The following is a 19,852-nucleotide window of genomic DNA, read 5'->3' on the forward strand; positions in this document are numbered from 1 at the left end:
GTCTGCCGGATTGGGGGCACCACACATGGAACAGCGAACGGTCTCGCTCATCATTGATCTCGATAGGGACGGTCTGTGCCCATCAGAATGCGCACACCGGTGGCCAGGACGCCCAACGCCACGCCCAACAAAATGCCCCGCGCCCCAGCCGCCGCAGGGACCTGAGCGATCCAGGGCCGCAGCGTATCGCCAAGGAAGGGCAGGGTGCCCCAGCCGGGCAACGCGGCCACGCCCAGTAAGGCCAACAGCAGGGAAAAGAAAAAGACCAGCGAAATCAACCCGCTGCGCCGACGCAGCAGATTGATGCTGGCATAGGCCAGGGTGACGGCCAGCAGGGCCAACAGGCTACCGGCCACCGGCAAAATCAGGTAATCCACCATCCATCGCGCCGGGGCGCCGCCCAGGCCAAAGACCACCGTGAGGCCAAAGGAGAGCAGCAAGGCCAGGAGCAGCACCAGGCTTTCGCCTGCGGCCAGGCCCTGAGTGCGCAGATTGCGCCAGTGCACCAGCAACATGTGAAACATCCCGGCCAGCAACGCCGCCGCCGCCAGCACAATGGCCCACTGCAGGAAAATCGCCCGCACCACGGCCAAGGGTCCCAGCGGGAAAAAGTAGCCCAAGAGGACCAGCAGCCCCATGGCCATGGTGGTCGCGGTGGCCAAGATACCGCTGCGTTTGCCGATCCCAAAGGTCATGGCCACACCCCCAGGAATTTCAACAGCCCTCCCGCCACCATCGCCACGATGAGCACCCAGCGCAGCACATCCTGGGCCTGAAGACTGGCGTTGTGGAAGGGATCGGCCCCCAAATAGGCTCCCGCGGCAAAGAGTTCTTCCCCGATGAGCGGCTCGGCCGCCGCAGCGTAGAGCACCGCCTGGGTGGGCACATGATCTGTGCCCGCCACCACCAGCCGGCCCTCCGTCTCACCGGCGTCGGCGATGAGCGCCGCTTCGGGGCCCACGCTGCCCAGGATCACCGTGGCGGCATTGGCCGGGTCGCCGGCCAGCACCATGGTGCCCGCAGCGTAAGCGTAGGGGGTCAACCCGCTGATCTGGGCCAGGGTGGGGTGGTAGCGTTCTGAAAGGCCGCTTTCGGCAAAGGTGCTGCGCGTCACGCCCTGACTGAGCAGGCCCAGGGGGCCGGTGCCGGAGGTCACCACCGGCGGGCGGTCGGCGACCGCAGCCACCTGGCTGATGCGTTCGGCCACCACCAGCCCCATCAACCCGGCCGCGCTCTGCATGTCGGCAATCTTGCCCCGGCCAATGGTGAGATGGAGCCGCTGCCCGGCTTCCACGGCCTCGCCGAGGGCCCGCTGGAGGCGGGTGTACGCCGCGATGGAGCGCAACTCCCGGCCCGGGCGGGCGCGCAGGCTGACGCGAAACACAACGAGCAGGGCGAAGAACAAAAGGATCAGCGCCAATCCCAACCAGTGGGCCAAAGTCATGATTCACCTTCCATAAGCCGATGGACAAAACGGCGCCGCGCGTCTTCGTGGAGGAGCAGGTAGAGAAAAACATGAGCCGTGGGTGAAGGCCACGCCTCCCGCAGGGTTTCCAGGAAAGGCAATCCCAGGGCCCACACCGGGTCCCCGGCCTCCAGGGCGGCCCCGACCCAGGGGGCCAGCCCCCATCGGCGCAGCCGCTGCGCCCAGGTTGCCCAGTACGCTTCGTAGGCCTTCGCCTCGCCCTTCATCTTTTCAGTATAGCACGATTTTACCAATTGTGGCATAAGGAGCCTATGCGAAAGGGAACACGCATTTGTGAAGCAAATCGGGCGGCGCCTTGGCCGCCCGATACGCCGCCTTCTCGCTGTGCCCCCAAGCGCCTCACGGCACAAAACGGGTGCCCGTTTTGCCCTCCAGCGCCAGGGGGATGCGTTCTGGTGAAGTGATGAGCGCCTGCCCTTGAAAGACACGCTTCAAATACCAGAGGATGGCCTCCACCTTGGGCTTCATGCTGCCCGGCTTGAAGTGGCCTTCGGCCAGGTAACGCTCGGCCTCGGCCACGGTCACCCGATCCAGCCAGCGCTGATTGGGCTGGCCGAAGTTCAGGGCCACCTTTTCCACCGCCGTGGAGATGAGGAAGAGGTCCGCCTGCAGGGAGACGGCCAGCAGGGCCGAGGCGTAATCCTTGTCGATGACGGCCTCCACCCCTTCCAGTTCGCCCCGTTCGTTCTCCACCACCGGGATGCCACCGCCGCCCACGGCAATGACCACAAACCCCTGGCCCACTAAGGTGCGAATGGCCTCCAGTTCGATGATGCGTTTGGGGATGGGGGAGGGGACCACCCGCCGCCAGCCGCGGCCGGCGTCTTCCATCACATGCCAGCCTTCGGCCATGCGCTGCCTGGCTGTGGCCTCGTCCATGAAAGAGCCGATGGGCTTGGTGGGGTGCTGGAAAGCCGGGTCGTTGCGGTCCACCAGCACCTGGGTGACCACGGTGGCGGCCAGTTTGTCCATCCCACGGCGCTTGAATTCGTTAAAAAGCGCCTTTTGGAACATGTAGCCGATGGCGCCCTGGGTGTCGGCGCCGCAGGAGTCCAGCGGCACAGGGTGCAGCTCATGGGCGGCCAGTTCCGAGCGCCGCAGGATGAACCCCACCTGGGGGCCGTTGCCGTGGGTGATGACCACATCCCACCCGGCAGCGATCATCTCGGCGATGTGCCGCATGGTCTCCCGTGCGGCCTCGTACTGGTCGGGCACGGTCACCCGTTTTGGATCGCGAATCAGCGTGTTCCCGCCAACGGCAACCACAGCAAGAGGGGTCATGACGCCTCCAGGGAAGGGGATGGCTGCAACCAGGGCCTCTATTTTATCCCATGGTCAGCGCCATGACCGCTTTCTGCACATGGAGCCGGTTTTCGGCTTCGTCATAGACCACCGACTGCGGGCCGTCCAGCACCGCGCTGGTGACCTCGATGTCCCGGTCGGCGGGCAGGGGGTGCATGTAGATAGCGTCGGGCTTGGCTAGGGCCATCTTGGCGGCGTCGGTGATCCAGTGCTTGTACTGGTCCTGCAGCCGCTTGCCCTCTTCGGGGTCCGTGGTGGTCAGCAGCGGCCCCCAGGACTTGGCGTAGATCACATCGGCGTCCTTGAAGGCCTCCTCCATGCCGTTGGGGTCGCTGATGACCTCGAAGCCCACGCGGTACTTCCGGGCCTGGGCTTTGGCCTCCTCGACGATGTCGGGTATCAGGCCGAACTCCGGTGGGTGGGCCAACACCACATCCATGCCGAAGCGCGGCATTTGCAGGATGAGGGACTGGGGCACGGAGATGGGCTTGAGGTACGAGGCGGCATAGGCCCAGGAGACCACGATTTTCTTGCGACGCAGGTCGCGGCCCTTTTTCTCCATGATGGTCATCAGGTCGGCCAGGATTTGGAAGGGGTGGTAGATGTCGCACTGCATGTTGAGCACGGGCACCCGGCTGTAGCGGGCCACCTCGTTGATGTATTGGTTGCCGATGCCCCAATCCACATTGCGGATGGCAATGCCATCGAAGTAGCGCCCATAAATTTCGCCGATTTCCTTGGCCGTGTCGCCATGGTGGATCTGGGTAGTCTTGGCCTCGATGAAGGCGGCGTGCCCGCCCAGTTGAGCCATGCCGGCCTCAAAGGAACCGCGGGTGCGGGTGCTGGAGTAGAAGAAGAGCATGGCCAGCACCTTGTCGCGCAGGTAGGCGTGAGGTTCGCCCAGCGCGCGCTTGCGCTTGAGGTCCCACGCCACTTCGAGGACGGTTTCCACTTCCTCTTTGCTGAAGTCCAGGTCGCCGATCAGATCGCGACCGCGCAGGTGGGTAATCATCGTGCACCTCCCGAAAAAAAAGATCACCACCTTAGCGATCCGGAGAAACGCCAGGGGCAGGTTCCGTGTGAAGAGAGGGGACAAAAGCTGGGGTCCGGAACAGCCAGAGGGCGGTCCCTAGCATCAGGGCGAGCAACGCGCCAAAGGAGAGGCTCCAGAGCGCCTCGGGATAGCGGCCATACAACCATCCTGCCAGCAAAGGGGCGAGGAACAGGGGCAGCCCGTTGGCCGTCTCCATCAAGCCATAGGCCAGACCCATGTGGGCCTCGGAGACCAGGGGCCGGGCCAGGGCCGCCGAAAGGGAGCGAATCGTGCCCTGACCGCCCATCAAGAAGAAGGCCAGGGCATACCATACCATGCCTTGGCCCTGCCAGACCAGCAGGGCAAAAGAGGCCAGGGCCCCTTGCGCCAAAAGGTATCCCCACCGGGGGTCCAGCCCACCCACGAGCACATTGAGCACCACCAGGCCCAAGCGGCTCAGGGCGCCCAGGCGCCCCACCACGGGCAGGGCCACCTGGCGGTGTTCCACCAGAAAATTGGGGGCCAGGGGCTGGGGCAGATAAGCGGCGAAGACGGTGAGCATGGTCAACCCGATGAGCAGCACAAAGGCCCGGGGCGGACGGGCCCGACGCAACGCCGCCAGCGAATTGCTCTGCGGGTGCACCGGTTGGGGGCGCAGGAAAAGCACCGTGAGGGTGGAGATAAGGAACAACACGGCCGAAATCAGATACAACCCCCGCATGTGCAGCCAGGAGACCAGCAAACTGCCAAACACCGGTCCCAGGATGGCACCCAGGTTGAAGGTGGCCGAAAGCAGGGTCAGCGCCCGGCCCACGCTCAACGGCCCCCGGGCCGCGGTGATGTAACTGTTCATCGGCGCCATGACAAAGCCTGAGGCGTAGTAAAACACCACCCCCAGGGCGAAGACGGTGAGGGAAGGCGCGAGGGCCATCAACCAGGCGGCCAGCAAACCGGCCCCCCACGAAGCCCACATCAACTGCCGACGGCCCAAACCGTCGGCCAGCCAGCCCGCGGGGAGATGGCTCAGGGTGAGCATCAGGCCGCCCAGGCCGAGGATGCCGCCGATGGCTTCGGGCGAAGCGCCCCACTGGGCCAAATACAGCGGCTGGTAGTAGAAGAAGATGCCTTCGCCAATCCCCCAAATCAACAGAGCGCTGGCCAGCAGGCGCAGGTCACGGTTGAGGCGGAACAGGTCCTGAAGGAAATCGCGCAGGGCGTGCGCGACGAAACGGGCAGGGCTCAACGGCTCCCTCCTTGCTCTCCGGTAGTCTGGGTGACGCGACGGGCGAACTGCGCCGCCGCACGAAAGACAGTCTCTCGATCCGGCTCTACGGTGATGGGGTGGCCACTGTTGGCCACCCAAAGCAGGGCTTTGTCTTCGCTGCCCAGGGCGTCAAAGAGATGTTCCGCATTCTCCGGCGCCACGGCCTGATCGCCGCGGGAATGCACCACCAGCACCGGCACCCGCACTTCGGCCAACCGCTGCCGCAACAAGGCCAGCAAGTCCCGCACCTCGGCCACGCCGTGCAGAGGCAGCGCGGGATAAGCGATGTGCTCTGCCTGCGCTTCCAGGTCCCGGGCGTCGGAAGGTTCCTTGGCCATAGTGCGTATCACCCGGCTCAAAGGGCGCAAAAAAGGCAACAACGGGTGGGGCGGCAGACGATAAGGGGTGGACATGGCCACCACCCCGGCCACGGGGAAGAAGGTGGCCGAGAGCAGGGCCAGCGCCCCACCCAGGGACAACCCCATCACCACCACCGGGCCGTACCCTCCGCTGCGCAGCAGATGCCCCCCGTCCTCCACCACGGCCAGCCAGTCCGTCCAGCGCACGCGATACAGGTCCTCCATGCGGGTGGCATGCCCAGCCAGGCGCACGCCCAGCACGGTGAAGCCCTCGCGGTGCAAATGTTCGCCCAACCAGCGCATTTCCTTGGGTGTGCCGGTAAAGCCGTGGACCAACAGGCAGGCTGCCTTCCCGGCCGGGAAGAAAAACGGCTCGGCCCGGGGGATCAACACGGGCAGCGTCCTCATGGACTCTCTCCAAAGGCCATCGATTCATCCCCCATTATACGCCAGCCTGCTCCCCAACAGAGCAAAAACAGAAAAACGGGGGCACGCAAGGGCTGTTGGTCAAAGAGACGGTGTTTTGGGGCAGCATCACGCCAGGCCTGAGCAACCTCGAAGGCCGAGGGTAGCTTTGATGTTCAGAGCCCTGGCTCCGAGGCGAATGCCGACCAGGGAGCGGCCCATCAAAACGATGCCGGGCCTTTGACGCGGCTTGTAAAAAATAAAAAAAGGTGAGGGCAGGGAGAGCCGCCCTGAGCGACACCCCGTTTCACCGCGAAGGGGCATCATCGCAGGGCAGGGGCGGCTCGCCGGGACCGGATCGCGCCCCCTGGGGCTGGCCCCATGATCCCCACCCCGACCGCGGCGCGGAAACTTTTCAAAAACAATCCATAGAAAGGGCGATTTTCAGAATTCAATAATCAAATTAGTGGCCATTTTCATAAAACTCGCCCATTTCGAGCAAGTTTTCCCATCTTTCGCCCACACACACCCACGCCCTCTTTAGGGCCGCCTTGCAGACACACCCCGCCCTCTCCCCTATGGCATCAACTTGAATTTTCGCCAAACAAGACGTCACACAAGCAAAATTTCACAAAATCATTCGATTTCGCGTCGGTTTCCAGTTAACGCCATCGTAAAACGGTATTTTGTCAATTTTTCCCCTCTTCTTGCGGCGGGACGACCGCGGGAAGGGCTATGGTGAACCGTGCGCCCCGACCGGGGCCCTCACTCTCCGCCCAAATGCGTCCCCCGTGCAGGCGCACCAGATTGCGGGCAATGGACAACCCCAGACCCAATCCCCCATAACGGCGCGTCAGGTGACCCTCCACCTGGTGGAACTCCTCAAAGATGGCCTCCAACTCCTCGGGGGGAATGCCCACCCCGCTGTCCTCCACGCGGGCGAAAACCTCGCTTCCCTCCCGCCAGGCCAGCACACGCACCCGCCCCCCCTGGGGGGTGAAGCGCAGCGCGTTGTCCAGCAGATGGGCCAACGCCTGGTGGAGTTTCTCCGGGTCTCCTCGCACCCAGAGGCGCTCCTTCTGCGGCCAGCGCGTCTCCAGCCGCAGTTTTTTCTCTTGCATCGCCGCGCGCACGGCGTCCACGGCCTGGCGCAACACCTGCTGCAAGGGAAAGACTTCCTGGCAAAAAGCCGCCTTGCCCTGACGCACCTCGACGAAATGGCGCATCTCGTCCACGATGGCGCGCATCTTCATCGCCGCATCGACCACGGCGCGGGCAAATTCGGCCTGGTCTCCCCGGGCCTCTTGTTGCAGGATGGCCGCATACCCCAAAATGATCCCCAATGGGGTGCGCAATTCATGGGAAGCCAGGGCCAGCATCTCCTCCTGGACGCGCTTGGCCTGCGCCAAGGAGGCGTAGGCGCGGCGCATATCCTCCATCACGCGGGCGTTGTGGATGGCCACCCCGGCCTGGGCGGCCAGGATGCGTGCCAGGCGCACCTCCTCCGCGCCGAAAGCCCCCTGGGTTTTGTTCAGGGCCTCCAGCACGCCCACCTTCCGTCCGCGGGCCATCAAGGGGACCGCCAACAGGGTGCGCACCTGCATCCCCACCTGCCGGCCCACGCGGGAAAAGTGGCGCGGGTCGCGCTCGGCATGATGCACCACCAACGGCTCCCCTTTGCGGAAGACCTCACCGGCGATGCTGCGATCCAGCGGCACGGCCACCCGCTCCAGGGAGTGCGCCCCCGTGGCGGCCACGAAGAACAACTGCCGCTGGCGCTCGTCGTACAACAAAATCGAAGCCCCCTCGCATTCCAGCACCTCGGTCGCCACGCGTAACAGATAACGCAGCAGCGCCTGCGGGTCCGAAGCGCTGTTCAGCGCGATGCTCGCCTGGACAAGATAAGCCAGTTTGCGATGGATGCGAGAGGGCATACCCTCACCTTCAATGTTTCACGTGAAACATCCTCAGGAAGCCCGCCCGGCTCAGGAGAACGCACCGAGGAAGTTAACGCCGTACAGCATCAAGGTCACCAAAGCGTCCACTCCGGCGGACACCAGGAAAAGCAAGGCCCACGAAGTCAACTGCCGGCGGTGCAGCCAGGCCACCCCCACTCCCAGGCCCAGAAAAGGCACGATGACGGGAACTCCCAGTCGCAGGGCCGTGGCTACCTGTCCGGGCAGGTCAAACCAGGCAGAAAAAGGGGTATAGACGAACAGGCCGGGCAGGAAAAACGCCTTGGTCACCTGATACACGACAAAGGCCAAAAGAAAGATCGCCCGACCGCCCCAGGTGGTGAGGTCACCCACATGGAGCAGCGCGCCCAACGCCAACACCAAAGCGCCCGGCAAAAGCCAAAAGAGCGCCAGGGGGAACATCGCCGCACCGACCAAAGCCTCCATGGTTCCCTGCAGCAACCCTTCGCCCACATCCGCCCAGGTCGTGGCGCGCCAGGCGGCCCGCCAGCGCGGATCGGTGGAGGCCAGGTAGAGCCGATCGCCGGCCGCCCCTTCGCGCCAGAGCAACCACTGGCCCGTCGCTGTCGTCAAGAGTTGAGGCGCCTGAGAGAAGCCGGGCGTCCGCGCCGCCGCCTGATAACCCATGCCGTGGGGCGTCCAGTACACCACGGCAATCTGGGCCACGCGGTCCAGCCGTTGCAGGCGAAAAGCGCTCACCGCCAGCATCACCCGACCCTCATCCACCGGAGCCAGCCAGGGGTCGGCCACGAAGTCGCTGCCCCGGCCAGGCGGGGCCAGCGCCGCCCAACGCGACCAGCCCGCCGGGCCAGCGGTCAGCGGCACATACGCCGGATGCTCCGCCAAAGGCAGGGCCACCCGCTGGGGCCTCAAGGCACCAAGATCGCGCCAGGGGAAGGCGGCCAGCCACACGGATGAGGTGCCGGCCTGCAATCCGCTGGCAAAACGCTGCTCCCAGGCCACGAAAAGGCGCTCTCCAGACGCCACGGCCACCAGTTCGTCCACAAGACCACCGCCGGAGGTCAACCCTTCGGCCAGATTCACCGGCGAAGTCAGGGCGTCTTCGGGAGCGAGGAGGGCGTGGTTCAACGCGCCTTCAGGGGTCACCCAGAGCAGGGCCACTTCACCCGTAGGCAAGGGGGCCAACGCCCAGCGCGTCGCCTGCACCGCCAGGGAGTGCGGTCGGCCCTGGGGCCACCGGCGCCACCAAAGGTCTGGACCATCCTTGGTCGTCCAAAAAGCCACCAGATCGCCCTGCGCCGTCAGGGCGGCCCGATAGGTGCGCACCGCCTGACCGGGAGGACTGAGGGACGCCAGCGCGCCGCGCCATCCGTCAGGTCCCAGCCGGCCGACGAACAGCCGCGGCCCTTGGGCCGTGACGAGCACCAGGGTCACCAACGCCTCGTCCGCATTGGGCAAGGCGAAAGCCTGCGGGAGGATGGCCGCCCCTTGGGGAACCGTCACATCCTGGGGGTCCGGCAACCTGGATTGAAAGGCAGACGCTCCGGGGAGAGGTAAGCGCAAGTGGAGCAGGCGCCCACCTTGGGGGTATAACACTTGCAGGGTGCCCTGTTGTATCCAAGCCGTCACGCCTCCTGTGACCGAACGAGCCAACTCGACGCCCCGGCTGAAATCCGCATCAGGTGTCCGGGTATGCACCGGGGTGGCCGAACAGGCCACGGCCAGAAAAACAAGACATAACATGCCACACAAACGCAGGCGGCGCATAAGGCCTCAAAGGAGGTTAAGTTTCCCCTATTGTACCATCGCGGCATCCAGCCTCTAAGGTACAATGGGGGAGAACTTACCGCTCATTCAAAAGGAGGCTTTATGTTTGCCCAATGGCCCCTTTCCGCCGAGGAGTTGGTCTCCTGGCGTTGGTCCGACCTGGAGCCGCACTACCATGACCTGCAGCAGCGGGCCCTCACCGCCTCAACGGTGAAGGACTGGTTGGAGGACTGGTCCTGGCTGAGCGAAGCGGTGGACGAACTCTCCACCCGGCTCTATCTTGCCACCGCCCAGGACACGACCGACGAGGAGGCCAGGCAGCGCTTCCATCGCTTTCTGGAGGAGGACTTCCCACACATCGAGGCCGCCGAACAACGGCTCAAGGAAAAACTGCTGGCCAGCGGGCTGGAGCCTGAGGGCCTGGCCATCCCGCTGCGCCACATGCGCACCGACGCCGCGCTGTTCCGCGAGGAAAATTTGCCGTTGATGGCCGAGGGACACAAACTGAGCAACCGCTACGATGAAATCATCGGCGCCCAGACCGTGGTCTGGGACGGCGAAGAGTGCACCCTGGCACAAATGCGCCCCGTGCTGCAAGAGGCCGACCGCTCGCGCCGGGAGCAGGCCTGGCGCCTGATGGCCGAGCGGCAACTGGCCGACCGCGAGGCCCTCAATGCCCTCTGGCAGGAAATGTTTGATTTGCGACTGCGCATGGCCCGCAACGCTGGCTTTGCGGACTACCGCGCGTACCGCTGGCAACAATTGCACCGTTTCGACTACACGCCCGAAGACACCAAGGCCTTTCACCGGGCCATCGAAGAGGTGGTCGTCCCGGCCGCGGCCCGAGTGTACGAAAAGCGTCGCCGCCTGCTGGGGGTGGACCGCCTGCGGCCCTGGGATCTGGAAATGGACCCCTTCGGTGAGGCCCCGCTGCGCCCCTTCGCCACGGTGAAGGAGTTGCAGGCAGGCGCTGCAGCCATCTTCCACCGCGTTGATCCGGCGCTGGGGCGGTATTTCGACACCATGCGCGCCCAGGGGTTGCTGGACCTGGAAAACCGCAAGGGCAAGGCCCCTGGGGCCTTTTGTGCCGGGCTGGCCGTGAGCAAGCAGCCGTTCATCTTCATGAACGCTGTGGGCACCCATGACGATGTGCAAACGCTGCTCCACGAATCGGGCCACGCCTTCCATGTGTTCGAGGCGGCGAGTCTGCCCTATCATCCGCAACATGAAGCGCCCATGGAGTTCGCCGAGGTGGCCTCGATGGGCATGGAGTTGCTGGCCGCCCCCTACCTGGAAGAAAAGCACGGCGGCTTTTACAGCCCCCGGGACGCGGCCCGCGCCCTCCTGAGCCACCTGGAACGCACCCTGCGCTTCTGGCCCTACATGGCCGTGGTGGACGCCTTCCAGCATTGGGTCTACGAAAATCCCCAGGCGGCCCATGATCCCCAGGCCTGCGATCGCACTTGGAGCGCCCTCTGGCAGCGCTTCATGGTAGGGGTCGATTGGGAAGGCTGGGAAGAGGTGCTCGCCACGGGCTGGCACCGGAAACTACATATCTACTATGTGGAATACGGGCTGGCCCAACTGGGCGCGGTGCAGGTCTGGGCCAACGCGCTGCGAGACCAGGCGGGGGCCGTAGCCGCCTATCGCCGGGCGCTGGCGCTAGGGAACACCCTCCCACTCCCCCAACTTTACGCCACCGCCGGGGCGCGATTCGCCTTCGATGCCGACACGCTCCAACGGGCCGTCGCCCTCCTCCTGGAAAAGGTAGACGAACTAGAAGCCCGGGCATTGGCCTGACCCCCACGGGCACCTGCTTCAATCTGTCGGAACTGTAACAAAACCCGGACACCCTGAGGATGGATATCCGGGCTTTGGATTGGTTTCCCCTCTCTCAAGGGCAACCCGCCAGGAAGGGGAACACCGTACACCAGAGGTAGTTCGCATCGATGTACCAAAGCACCCCTGCGATGAAACACACCGCGAGCAGGGCCACCACCAGGCAGCCGATGAGCAGCCAGTTGCGCTTTTTGGGAGGCGCCTCCGCTGCAGCGGCGGGCGGCACCTGACCCACCACCCGGAGATCCGGCCGCGGCGGGGGAGCGCCGGAGCGCACCGTGGCCGGACGAACCGTCGCCGCCGGCTCCACGGCCACCGTCGCTTCGGCATCGAACACCACCGGCTCGTACACCATCACCGTCTTCGGCCCCAGCCGGATTTCATCGCCGGGCTGTAACCGTCGCGGCGCGGTGAGCCGCACGCCGTTGACGAAAGTGCCGTTGGTGGAGCCCAGATCCTCCAACAGATACCCTCCGCCCTGACGGATAAACCGTGCGTGTTGCCGTGAGAGTTCCGGTTCCTCCACCACCAGGTCGCATCGTTGAGAGCGCCCGATGAGCACCACATCCTGATTCAACTCGAACACCCGCCCAGCCGCGACCCCGGCCTTGACCGCCAAGCGAAATTGTGGCGCGTTCGGTAACCCGCTCATGGTTTCCTCCAAAATTATTCAAACCTGCTGGGTTTAGTGTACAAAAATCCTGCGTCAAAGTCAACTTGCCGAAAGCCCTACTCTGGGCTACAATCGAAACACCATGTCGTGGAATCTACTCGGACACCAATGGGCCACGGAACTTCTTCAGGGGCACATCCGCCAGCAGCGGGTGCGCCACGCCTATCTATTCACCGGACCCCAAGGCGTCGGTCGGCGCACGCTGGCCCTGCGCTTCGCCCAGGCCCTCAACTGCCCGAAACCTACCTCCCCCGGCGTGCCCTGTGGCACCTGCCGGGTATGCCGCCAAATCGAGAAGCAGCAGCATCCCGATCTCTTCGTGGTGCAGGCCGAAGACGAAGGGGGCGTGCTGAAAGTCGAGCAAATTCGCCAACTCCAGCGCCACCTCAACCTCACGCCCTATGAAGGGGCCTACCGCGTGGGCCTGCTGCTGCACTTCGAGAAGGCGCACCCCAGCGCGGCCAACGCCTTGCTTAAGATGCTGGAAGAGCCGCCGCCCCATGTGGTGCTGCTGCTCACCGCCCACAGCGCCGAAGAACTGCTGCCCACCATCACCTCCCGCTGCGAGGTACTCCGCCTGCGCCCCATGCCCCCGTCCGCTCTGGCCCAGGCCCTGAACGAGGGCTTCGCCGTCCCGCCCGAACGCGCGGCCTTCCTGGCCCACCTCTCCCATGGCCGACCAGGGATGGCCCTCCGCTGGCACCAAAACCCCGCTTTGCTCGACGAGCGCCAGGAACACCTGCAGGCCCTTGCTCACCTCTTGCAGACCGACCTGCTGGCCCGTTTTGCTTTTGCCGAGCAGTGGGCCAAAAAGGGCAGCGAAAACCGTCCCAAAATCCGCGCCCTGCTGCACACCTGGCTGGACTTCTGGCGCGATGTGCTCCTCCAGACGGCCAACCCCTCCCTGCCGGCCGCCCATCAGGATTACCTCCCCTTGATCCAGGCCCTGCGGCAGCATATGACCCTGGCCCAAACCCACGCTTTGGTGAGCCAACTGCTGCAAAGTCTGGAAGACCTGGACGCCTATGTCAATCCTCGGCTGATTCTGGAAGCCCTAATGCTTGACCTGCCCCGCCTGCCTGCCTCAAACCCGTAGGGGAATATGCTATACTTCCAACAAGAAACGGCCATCGCTTGACGGGGTTCGTCCCACCGGAGAAACGGTTGGGCACAGCGGCCCCCCTGGCCGGGCCCTTGCCCGCTATAGGACAGCCTCTGCTTGCGAGGGCACGATGCACTCATCCACCCCGGTTGCACCGGGCAACCGGAAAAATCCAGGCATGGCGCTCTCAACCGACCCCTCCCCCACCCAACCGCTCGCCAACGGCTCCGTTGCGCAAGAACACGGAATGCCGGAACTGACGCTTTACCAGGCGTTGACGGGCATTGTGGAACAGAACCCCTTCTTTGCGCAGGCGGTCGAGCACCTGGCGCGCCTGATCCCGTTTAACGCCCTGGTGCTGCAAATGCTGGGCGAGGAGGGAGAACCCTTGATGGGCTACCAGTGGCGCGAAGGAGCAGGGGAGCGACTACTTTTTGCCCAGCAACACCACCTCCTGACCTGTGTCTTCACCCAGAAGGCGCTGCAACAAAAAGCCCCCGTGGTGCTCCTCGACACCCGGGAGCATGCCCAATGGGACGCCTGGGTCGAGGCCCTGCCCTCCCTGCAAGGGCTGCGCTCGGCGCTGGTGTTCCCCATCCTCAGTCGCCAGGGGCTTGTCGGCGTTGGCGTGCTGGCCCGCCGCCCCCCTCACAGCCTTGGACAGGAGGAAACCGAACTGGTGAAGGCGGTGGGGAGCGTCCTGGGCAACCTGTTCTTAGCCGTGCGCACCGCTTTTGCCTACCGGCAGCAGGCCAAACTAAGCCTGGAACTGGCCCAAAGCATCGAGTTGCTGGCTCAGACCCTCGACCCCGAGGAAGTGGTCACCCGCATCCTGGCCCGGGTGCAGGCCAGTTTGCATGTCGAGGCGGCCTTGCTCTATCTGTACGAAAAAGAGAGCCAGACCTGGGTGCTCCGCGATGCCGTGGGCAAAGTGCTTCGCTCGGCCCGCGGCCAACGCTACTCGCCGCCGGCGTCGCTGCTGGAGCGCCTGTTCCAGCAGAAGGAAACCCTCTGGAGCCCCAACCTGGCCGTCCAGGCTCAAAACCTGCTCAAAGTGCTGCCCATCGCCGGTTTTACCCCACGGACGGGCTACGCCGTGCCCATCCACAGCGAAGGGCAACCGTTGGGGGTCATTCTGGTGATCAACCCGGCCCAAGGCGGGGGGCTGCCCTTCGTAGCCAACTTCCTGAACGCCCTGGCCTCCGTGGCCGGGGTGAGCCTCACCCACGCCCGCCTGTTTGCCGAACTGGAACAGGCCCACGAAGAATACCGCACCCTCTTCAACGATACGCTGGATTGGATTATCATTACCAACCTTCAGGGAAACATCGTGGAAGCCAACCAGACCTGCAAAGAAATGCTGGGGCTCCGCTGGGAGACCATCCGCGCTGGCAGCAAATCCATCACCCAAATCCACCAACCGGACCCCCAGGTGGTTCCCCAGGACTTCAAAGAGATTCCGGCCTCCCCTCCTCTGCGATACGAGTCCCAGGTGACCCTCCCCAACGGCCAAACCATCCCCGTGGAAGTGTATGTGCGCCGGGTGACCGTCAGCGGCCAGCCGCGGCTGCAATGGATTCTACGCGACACCTCCGAAGCCAAACAATTGGAGACCTTGCGCGAGGACCTGCTGTCCATGGTGTACCACGACCTGCGCTCGCCCTTGGCCAATATCCTTTCCGGCGTGGATGTGCTGGAATCCATCCACGGGCGCGACGGCACCTCGGCCACGGTGCTGGAGATCATCCACCGGTCGGCCGAACGCATCCAACGGCTCACCTCCACCATGCTGGATATCCGCCGCTTGGAAACCGGCCAACCCCTGGCCAAACCCCGCCCCACCCCCCCGCAACAACTCATTCAGGAGGCGGTGGACGCCGTGCTCCCCCTGATTCAATCGAAAGGGCACATAATAGAGATGCAATTGCCCGAGGAACCGCTGCCGTTGGTCATGGCCGACGCCGAGATGATTCGGCGGGTGCTTATCAACCTGCTGGAAAACGCCTGCAAGTACACCCCCAACGGCGAGCACATCTGGATAGGGGCGCAGCAGGAAACCGAGGGCTGGGTACGCTTCTGGGTGCGCGACACCGGCCCCGGGATCCCGCCGGAAGAGCAGGACACCCTCTTCGAGAAGTACACCCGGGCGAGCACTTCCAAAGGCGCCGAAGGGCTGGGCCTGGGCCTGGCCTACTGCCGCCTGGCCGTGGAGGCCCATCACGGTCAAATCGGTGTGTACAGCCGCCCCAACGAAGGGGCGACCTTTTACTTCACCCTGCCGATTGCTCCCATACCCGATGAGGAAGAGGAGCAGTCGCCCCAAGCAGGAGGATAGCCGCATGCAAGAAATCGCACCTGGCGTGCTCATCGGCACCGAGTACATCGGCGCCACCGTAGGCGTGGTGCTCATGCAGCGAGGAACGGTGTATATCGATGCGCCCCCCTGCCCGGACCAGAGTCGCGCCTGGCGCAACACCGTGCGCAGCATGGGCAACAGCACCCAACGGGCGCTGGTCTATCTGGATCATCATCCCGACCGGGCCTTGGGGGGGCGGCTGATGGACTGCCCCATCCTGGCGCACGAAAAGACGGCCTACATCTTCCGCTCGCGCTCCGCCATCTTCCGTGCCCACCCCCCCCGGCATGGCGAGGCCTGGGAGACCTGCCCCACCATCAGCAATGTGCGCTGGAGCCAGATTCACCTCAGTTTTGGCAACGAACTGCACATCCACTGGCAAGAGAAAGAACCGCTCATCCTGCAACACATGCCCGGCCCGGCGCCGGGGGCCTTGTGGGCCATCCTGCCCGAAACGCGGGTGGCCTTCGTCGGCGACGCCGTCACCCTGCGCGAACCGCCGTTTCTGGCCATGGCCGAGTTGGAACCCTGGCTGAAGACCCTGGACCACCTGCTCTCGGACGAGTTTAAAGACTTTCTGATCGTCGCCGGTCGTGGGGGACTGGCCCCGCTCAGCGAAATTCGCCACATGCGCCACTTCCTGGCCCGGACCCACGACCTGCTCCAGGACCTGACCACGCGTAAGGCGCCCGTGGAGGCCACTAAAGACCTGGTGCCCGAACTGCTGGCCCTCTGGGAATTTGATCCGGCTTACGACACGCTCTACCAGCAACGCCTGGCCCACGGCCTGCAAGCCTGCTACCGTTCTTCCTACCTCAAAGTTAAATCCTGACCGGGGAGGCCCCATGCCCGTCACCACCACCGTGCCCGGCTATGTACCCCTGTTCGCCCTCACCCGAGGCGAAACCCTGGAAAGCGTGCATTTCGGTGCCGTCGCCATAGTGGACGCCCAAGGCCGCCTGCTGGCCTCGGTTGGCGATCCCTGGGCCGTGACCTACCTGCGCTCTACCGCTAAGCCCTTCCAGGCCCTGCCTTTTGTGGAAGATGGCGGGCCGGATCGCTTTGGCCTTACCGACGAAGAAATCGCCCTGCTGTGCGCCTCGCATTCCGGCACCGACCGCCATGTGGCGGTGGTGCAGCGCATCCAGCAAAAGGCCGGCGTGAAGGAGCCGCAATTGCTCTGTGGCTCCCACCCGCCCTATGACGCGGCCACGGCCGAGGCCCTCAAAGCCCGCGGAGAGCAGCCCACCCCCAATCGCCACAACTGTTCGGGCAAACATACCGGCATGCTGGCGCAGGCGGTGCTGCACGGCTGGCCCACCGCCGATTACATCGACCGGGAACACCCGGTTCAGCAACGCATCCTGCGCACCTTTGCCGAGATGTGCGGCCTGCCTCCCGAGGCCGTGCAGGTGGGCGTGGATGGCTGCTCCGCTCCCAACTTCGCCACGCCCCTTTACCATGTGGCCTACGGCTACGCACGGCTGATGGACCCGCGCGACCTGCCGCCGCAACGCGCCGCGGCCGCCCGTGCCATCGTGCAAGCCATGACCCGGCACCCGTTCATGGTCGGCGGCCCGGGGCGTTTCGACACCCTGCTCATGGAAGCCACGCAGGGGCGCGTGCTGGCCAAGGGAGGCGCCGAAGGGTACCAGGGGATCGGCCTACCTCCCGGCGCACTGGGGCCAGGGACGCCCGGCGTGGGCATCGCCTTCAAGATCGCCGATGGTGACGGACGCAAAAACCGCGCCCGCCCCGCCGTAGCCTTAGAGATCCTGCGCCAACTGGGCGTGTTGACCGAGATTCCCGCGGCCCTGCGCCCCTTTGGCCCCGAAGTCACGGTGACCAACTGGCGCGGCCTGACAGTGGGCAAGGGCTTCCCCACCTTTTCCCTGAAACCCGCCTGAGCGCCATGGATCCGTGGTCCCCGCAAAGCCTCCGCCCCAAAGCCCTAGAGGTACACCGTCGCCTGCTGGCGCATTTCGGTGAGCCTCACTGGCGTCATCCTCTGCCGCCCCTGGACGAACTGATCTCCACCATCCTCTCGCAGAACACCAACGACACCAACCGCGACCGCGCCTTTGCCGCGCTCAAAGCGCGCTTCCCCACCTGGGAAGCCGTGCGCGACGCCCCCGTTGAGGAGGTCATCGAGGCCGTTCGCCCGGCCGGGCTGGCCAACCAGAAAGGCCCCCGCATTCAGGAAGTGTTGCGCCAGATCACCGCCGAGCGTGGCACCCTTTCCCTAGACTTCCTGGCCGAGTGGCCCACGGAGAAAGCGCGGGCCTGGCTCACCCGCTTCAAGGGCGTCGGCCCGAAAACGGCGGCCATCGTGTTGCTTTTCTCATTGGGTAAGCCGGCCTTTCCGGTAGACACCCACATCTACCGCGTCACCGAGCGCTTAGGGCTGCGCCCTCCAAAGATGAACGCCGAGCAGGCCCATGCCTTTTTGGAGCAGGTTTTCCCGCCCGGAACCTACTACGCCGCCCATCTGAACCTCATTCGCCTGGGACGCGAGATTTGCACCGCCCGGCGTCCCCATTGCGCACGCTGCCCCCTACAGGACCTCTGTCCTTCCGCTGTCTCCCAGGAGACCAGCCGTGAACAAACGTAGCCTTCTTTTCGCCCGCACCCTGGTGGGTCTGAGCGTTGCGGTAGGATTAGGCAGCGTGGCCGAAAACCTCTACCTCATTCTCTTTTCCGTGCTGGCCCTGGCGGGCCTGATGGTGGTCTCGGGCCTGGTGCTGGGCTACACCGCCCTGACCCGCGGGATGGGCCGAAACCCCTCCTGAACCATGAGGCAACCCCTATGGATGCATCGTACCCCCTGTTTCAAGTGCTGACCTGGGAAGGCATTCCCTGGGCCCAGGTGGACGAAACGGCCCAGATTTTGCTGGCCGCCCCCCAGGATTGTGTCACCCTCACTTTGCACACCTTGCCCCTGGCCTCCCAGGGCGAATGGCCGCCCGCCTTCCCCGCCCAAGGCGGCCCGGCGGAGGTCACCCTGCAGGACGGCAGTCTCTGGCTGGTGTGGGCGCTGGAAGACGGTTCGTTTCTCGTGGTGCCTAAAGCCTACTGGTCGCGGCGGCTGGAAGAAGAACGGGGCCGCGTGCCCAGGTTCATTTCGGTGGTCACCCACGAGTTGCGCCTGCCCCTGACCTCCATCAAGGGCTACACCGACCTGCTCCTCAAGGGCCTGGGCGGGGAAGTCTCCCCTCAACAGGCCCAATTCCTGGAAGTCATTCGCAACAGTGTCCAGCGGATGGTCACCCTGCTCGACCGCCTTTCGGACATGGGCAAACTGGAGTCCGGCCGTCTGCTGGTGAAGCGCATGCCGCTGTCGGTCAAAGAAGCCCTCGAACCTGTGGTGCTGAAATATCGCCCACTGTGCGAAGCCAAGGGACAAACCTTCCGCTGGCAGGTGCCTGAGGGCCTCCCCCCGGCCCAGGGCGACCCCCACCGGCTGCCGCAGGTCGTCGAAGCGCTGGTGGACAACGCCCACCGGTACACGCCCCAGGGAGGGCACATCACCCTGGGGGTACGCGCCGAAGGCCCGGAGATCCGGATTTGGGTAACGGACACGGGGATCGGCATTCGCCCTGAGGATCAGGCCCGCCTCTTCGAACCCTTCTTCCGCTCCGAAGAGGAAGCGGTGCGCGACCAGCGCGGTTGGGGGCTCTCGCTACATGTGGCCGGCTTGTTGGTTGAGCGCATGGGCGGGCGCATTGAAGTGGAAACGGCTCCCGGCCAGGGCAGCACCTTCACCGTGCATCTCCCCCGCGCCCAGGAGCAACTTGACGAAAAACCTTGACGCCCCCTCTGGGGCATGATACCCTTGTGGGGCATCGTTGACACCAGTCAACGCAAAGTAAGGGCAAGCCGAACCCTCTCAGTGGGTGGCAAGCGTCGCCCGTTGAGAGGGTTCGGTCCCTTAAAAACCCAAGTTCACTTTTTTAGAAGGAGTAAGTTGAGCATGTCTGAGCGTTATGTAGGTACCGTCAAATGGTTCAATGCCACCAAGGGCTTCGGCTTCATCGGCCGCGAGGATGGCGAGGATGTTTTCGTTCACTTTTCGGCCATTCAGATGGACGGCTACCGCAGCCTGGAAGAGGGCCAGCGGGTCGAGTTCTCCATCGAACAGGGTCCCAAGGGCTTGCAGGCCGCCAATGTGGTGGTGATCGGGTAGCCCTCTGGGCCACGACGAACCCCCAAAGCCAAAAGCCGCTCCTCACGGAGCGGCTTTTTTCCTACCCCTCTCTTGACGCCCTTGATACAATAGAAACCAACCCATCCTCCAAGGAGAGAAAAAGATGCACTATCGAAGGTTAGGTC

At 64.5% G+C, this 19,852-nt stretch carries 19 protein-coding genes; 9 read left to right on the forward strand and 10 right to left on the reverse strand.

Annotated features, from left to right (window positions below; translation table 11 throughout):
- Window positions 1–50 precede the first annotated feature (50 nt).
- The 9 genes from G4O04_06075 to G4O04_06115 all read right to left on the reverse strand — a co-directional run bounded on the left by G4O04_06075 (window position 51) and on the right by G4O04_06115 (window position 9,553).
- Complete coding sequence (locus tag G4O04_06075) at window positions 51–695, reverse strand: hypothetical protein (GenBank protein ID HEY58087.1); 645 nt, start codon at window positions 693–695, stop codon at window positions 51–53.
- Window positions 692–1,444 (reverse strand): hypothetical protein, encoded by a 753-nt coding sequence (locus G4O04_06080; GenBank protein ID HEY58088.1) that lies wholly within the window; start codon window positions 1,442–1,444, stop codon window positions 692–694. The genes G4O04_06075 and G4O04_06080 overlap by 4 nt, the downstream gene beginning before the upstream one ends.
- Window positions 1,441–1,728, reverse strand: coding sequence for a hypothetical protein (locus tag G4O04_06085; GenBank protein HEY58089.1), 288 nt, complete (start codon window positions 1,726–1,728; stop codon window positions 1,441–1,443). Before G4O04_06085 ends, G4O04_06080 begins: the two co-directional genes overlap by 4 nt.
- A 97-nt stretch (window positions 1,729–1,825) precedes the next feature.
- Window positions 1,826–2,767: a carbamate kinase gene (gene arcC / locus G4O04_06090; protein HEY58090.1), complete on the reverse strand. Its 942-nt coding sequence runs from the start codon at window positions 2,765–2,767 to the stop codon at window positions 1,826–1,828.
- Window positions 2,768–2,810: 43 nt separating this feature from the next.
- On the reverse strand, window positions 2,811–3,800 hold the full coding sequence (locus G4O04_06095; GenBank protein ID HEY58091.1) for an ornithine carbamoyltransferase: 990 nt from the start codon (window positions 3,798–3,800) through the stop codon (window positions 2,811–2,813).
- Window positions 3,801–3,831: 31 nt separating this feature from the next.
- Window positions 3,832–5,064, reverse strand: a complete 1,233-nt coding sequence (locus G4O04_06100; protein ID HEY58092.1) for an MFS transporter — start codon at window positions 5,062–5,064, stop codon at window positions 3,832–3,834.
- Window positions 5,061–5,852, reverse strand: a complete 792-nt coding sequence (locus G4O04_06105; GenBank protein HEY58093.1) for an alpha/beta fold hydrolase — start codon at window positions 5,850–5,852, stop codon at window positions 5,061–5,063. Before G4O04_06105 ends, G4O04_06100 begins: the two co-directional genes overlap by 4 nt.
- A gap of 686 nt (window positions 5,853–6,538) precedes the next feature.
- Window positions 6,539–7,783, reverse strand: coding sequence for a HAMP domain-containing histidine kinase (locus tag G4O04_06110; protein ID HEY58094.1), 1,245 nt, complete (start codon window positions 7,781–7,783; stop codon window positions 6,539–6,541).
- A 51-nt stretch (window positions 7,784–7,834) separates the two neighbouring features.
- A complete protein-coding gene (locus G4O04_06115; GenBank protein ID HEY58095.1) occupies window positions 7,835–9,553 on the reverse strand; it encodes a hypothetical protein in 1,719 nt (572 codons plus the stop codon).
- Window positions 9,554–9,655: 102 nt separating this feature from the next.
- Between G4O04_06115 and G4O04_06120 the strand changes: the two genes are divergently transcribed.
- Window positions 9,656–11,353: a M3 family oligoendopeptidase gene (locus G4O04_06120; protein HEY58096.1), complete on the forward strand. Its 1,698-nt coding sequence runs from the start codon at window positions 9,656–9,658 to the stop codon at window positions 11,351–11,353.
- A gap of 94 nt (window positions 11,354–11,447) precedes the next feature.
- Here the strand turns inward: G4O04_06120 and G4O04_06125 are convergent, their stop codons facing one another.
- Window positions 11,448–12,044: an FHA domain-containing protein gene (locus G4O04_06125; GenBank protein ID HEY58097.1), complete on the reverse strand. Its 597-nt coding sequence runs from the start codon at window positions 12,042–12,044 to the stop codon at window positions 11,448–11,450.
- A 103-nt stretch (window positions 12,045–12,147) separates the two neighbouring features.
- On the opposite strand from G4O04_06125, the gene holB reads away from it, so the two are divergent.
- The 8 genes from holB to G4O04_06165 all read left to right on the forward strand — a co-directional run bounded on the left by holB (window position 12,148) and on the right by G4O04_06165 (window position 19,706).
- Window positions 12,148–13,161, forward strand: a complete 1,014-nt coding sequence (holB, locus tag G4O04_06130) for a DNA polymerase III subunit delta' (GenBank protein HEY58098.1) — start codon at window positions 12,148–12,150, stop codon at window positions 13,159–13,161.
- 253 nt (window positions 13,162–13,414) lie between these two features.
- Complete coding sequence (locus G4O04_06135; protein ID HEY58099.1) at window positions 13,415–15,502, forward strand: GAF domain-containing protein; 2,088 nt, start codon at window positions 13,415–13,417, stop codon at window positions 15,500–15,502.
- 4 nt (window positions 15,503–15,506) lie between these two features.
- Window positions 15,507–16,355 (forward strand): hypothetical protein, encoded by an 849-nt coding sequence (locus G4O04_06140; GenBank protein ID HEY58100.1) that lies wholly within the window; start codon window positions 15,507–15,509, stop codon window positions 16,353–16,355.
- A gap of 13 nt (window positions 16,356–16,368) precedes the next feature.
- The gene (locus tag G4O04_06145) at window positions 16,369–17,430 is read left to right on the forward strand and encodes an asparaginase (protein ID HEY58101.1); all 1,062 of its coding nucleotides are present in this window, start codon (window positions 16,369–16,371) and stop codon (window positions 17,428–17,430) included.
- A gap of 5 nt (window positions 17,431–17,435) precedes the next feature.
- Window positions 17,436–18,134 carry an endonuclease III gene (locus tag G4O04_06150; protein ID HEY58102.1) on the forward strand — a complete coding sequence of 233 codons (699 nt, stop codon included), beginning with the start codon at window positions 17,436–17,438 and terminating at the stop codon, window positions 18,132–18,134.
- Window positions 18,121–18,312 carry a hypothetical protein gene (locus G4O04_06155; GenBank protein HEY58103.1) on the forward strand — a complete coding sequence of 64 codons (192 nt, stop codon included), beginning with the start codon at window positions 18,121–18,123 and terminating at the stop codon, window positions 18,310–18,312. The genes G4O04_06150 and G4O04_06155 overlap by 14 nt, the downstream gene beginning before the upstream one ends.
- A gap of 17 nt (window positions 18,313–18,329) precedes the next feature.
- Window positions 18,330–19,331 carry a HAMP domain-containing histidine kinase gene (locus G4O04_06160; GenBank protein ID HEY58104.1) on the forward strand — a complete coding sequence of 334 codons (1,002 nt, stop codon included), beginning with the start codon at window positions 18,330–18,332 and terminating at the stop codon, window positions 19,329–19,331.
- Window positions 19,332–19,493: 162 nt separating this feature from the next.
- Window positions 19,494–19,706, forward strand: coding sequence for a cold-shock protein (locus G4O04_06165; protein HEY58105.1), 213 nt, complete (start codon window positions 19,494–19,496; stop codon window positions 19,704–19,706).
- Window positions 19,707–19,852: the final 146 nt, after the last annotated feature.

The sequence above is a fragment of the Anaerolineae bacterium genome, assembly GCA_011176535.1.
Lineage (GTDB): Bacteria > Chloroflexota > Anaerolineae > Anaerolineales > DRMV01 > DUEP01.

Coding starts and splice junctions, on each gene's coding strand:
- G4O04_06140 (HEY58100.1), top strand. CDS start 15,507: ATGCAAGAAATCGCACCTGGCGTGCTCATCGGCACCGAGTACATCGGC.
- G4O04_06135 (HEY58099.1), top strand. CDS start 13,415: ATGCCGGAACTGACGCTTTACCAGGCGTTGACGGGCATTGTGGAACAG.
- G4O04_06110 (HEY58094.1), bottom strand. CDS start 7,783: ATGCCCTCTCGCATCCATCGCAAACTGGCTTATCTTGTCCAGGCGAGC.
- G4O04_06105 (HEY58093.1), bottom strand. CDS start 5,852: ATGAGGACGCTGCCCGTGTTGATCCCCCGGGCCGAGCCGTTTTTCTTC.
- G4O04_06160 (HEY58104.1), top strand. CDS start 18,330: ATGGATGCATCGTACCCCCTGTTTCAAGTGCTGACCTGGGAAGGCATT.
- G4O04_06115 (HEY58095.1), bottom strand. CDS start 9,553: ATGCGCCGCCTGCGTTTGTGTGGCATGTTATGTCTTGTTTTTCTGGCC.
- G4O04_06165 (HEY58105.1), top strand. CDS start 19,494: ATGTCTGAGCGTTATGTAGGTACCGTCAAATGGTTCAATGCCACCAAG.
- G4O04_06095 (HEY58091.1), bottom strand. CDS start 3,800: ATGATTACCCACCTGCGCGGTCGCGATCTGATCGGCGACCTGGACTTC.
- G4O04_06145 (HEY58101.1), top strand. CDS start 16,369: ATGCCCGTCACCACCACCGTGCCCGGCTATGTACCCCTGTTCGCCCTC.
- G4O04_06075 (HEY58087.1), bottom strand. CDS start 695: ATGACCTTTGGGATCGGCAAACGCAGCGGTATCTTGGCCACCGCGACC.
- G4O04_06120 (HEY58096.1), top strand. CDS start 9,656: ATGTTTGCCCAATGGCCCCTTTCCGCCGAGGAGTTGGTCTCCTGGCGT.
- G4O04_06150 (HEY58102.1), top strand. CDS start 17,436: ATGGATCCGTGGTCCCCGCAAAGCCTCCGCCCCAAAGCCCTAGAGGTA.
- G4O04_06080 (HEY58088.1), bottom strand. CDS start 1,444: ATGACTTTGGCCCACTGGTTGGGATTGGCGCTGATCCTTTTGTTCTTC.
- G4O04_06125 (HEY58097.1), bottom strand. CDS start 12,044: ATGAGCGGGTTACCGAACGCGCCACAATTTCGCTTGGCGGTCAAGGCC.
- G4O04_06085 (HEY58089.1), bottom strand. CDS start 1,728: ATGCCACAATTGGTAAAATCGTGCTATACTGAAAAGATGAAGGGCGAG.
- arcC (HEY58090.1), bottom strand. CDS start 2,767: ATGACCCCTCTTGCTGTGGTTGCCGTTGGCGGGAACACGCTGATTCGC.
- holB (HEY58098.1), top strand. CDS start 12,148: ATGTCGTGGAATCTACTCGGACACCAATGGGCCACGGAACTTCTTCAG.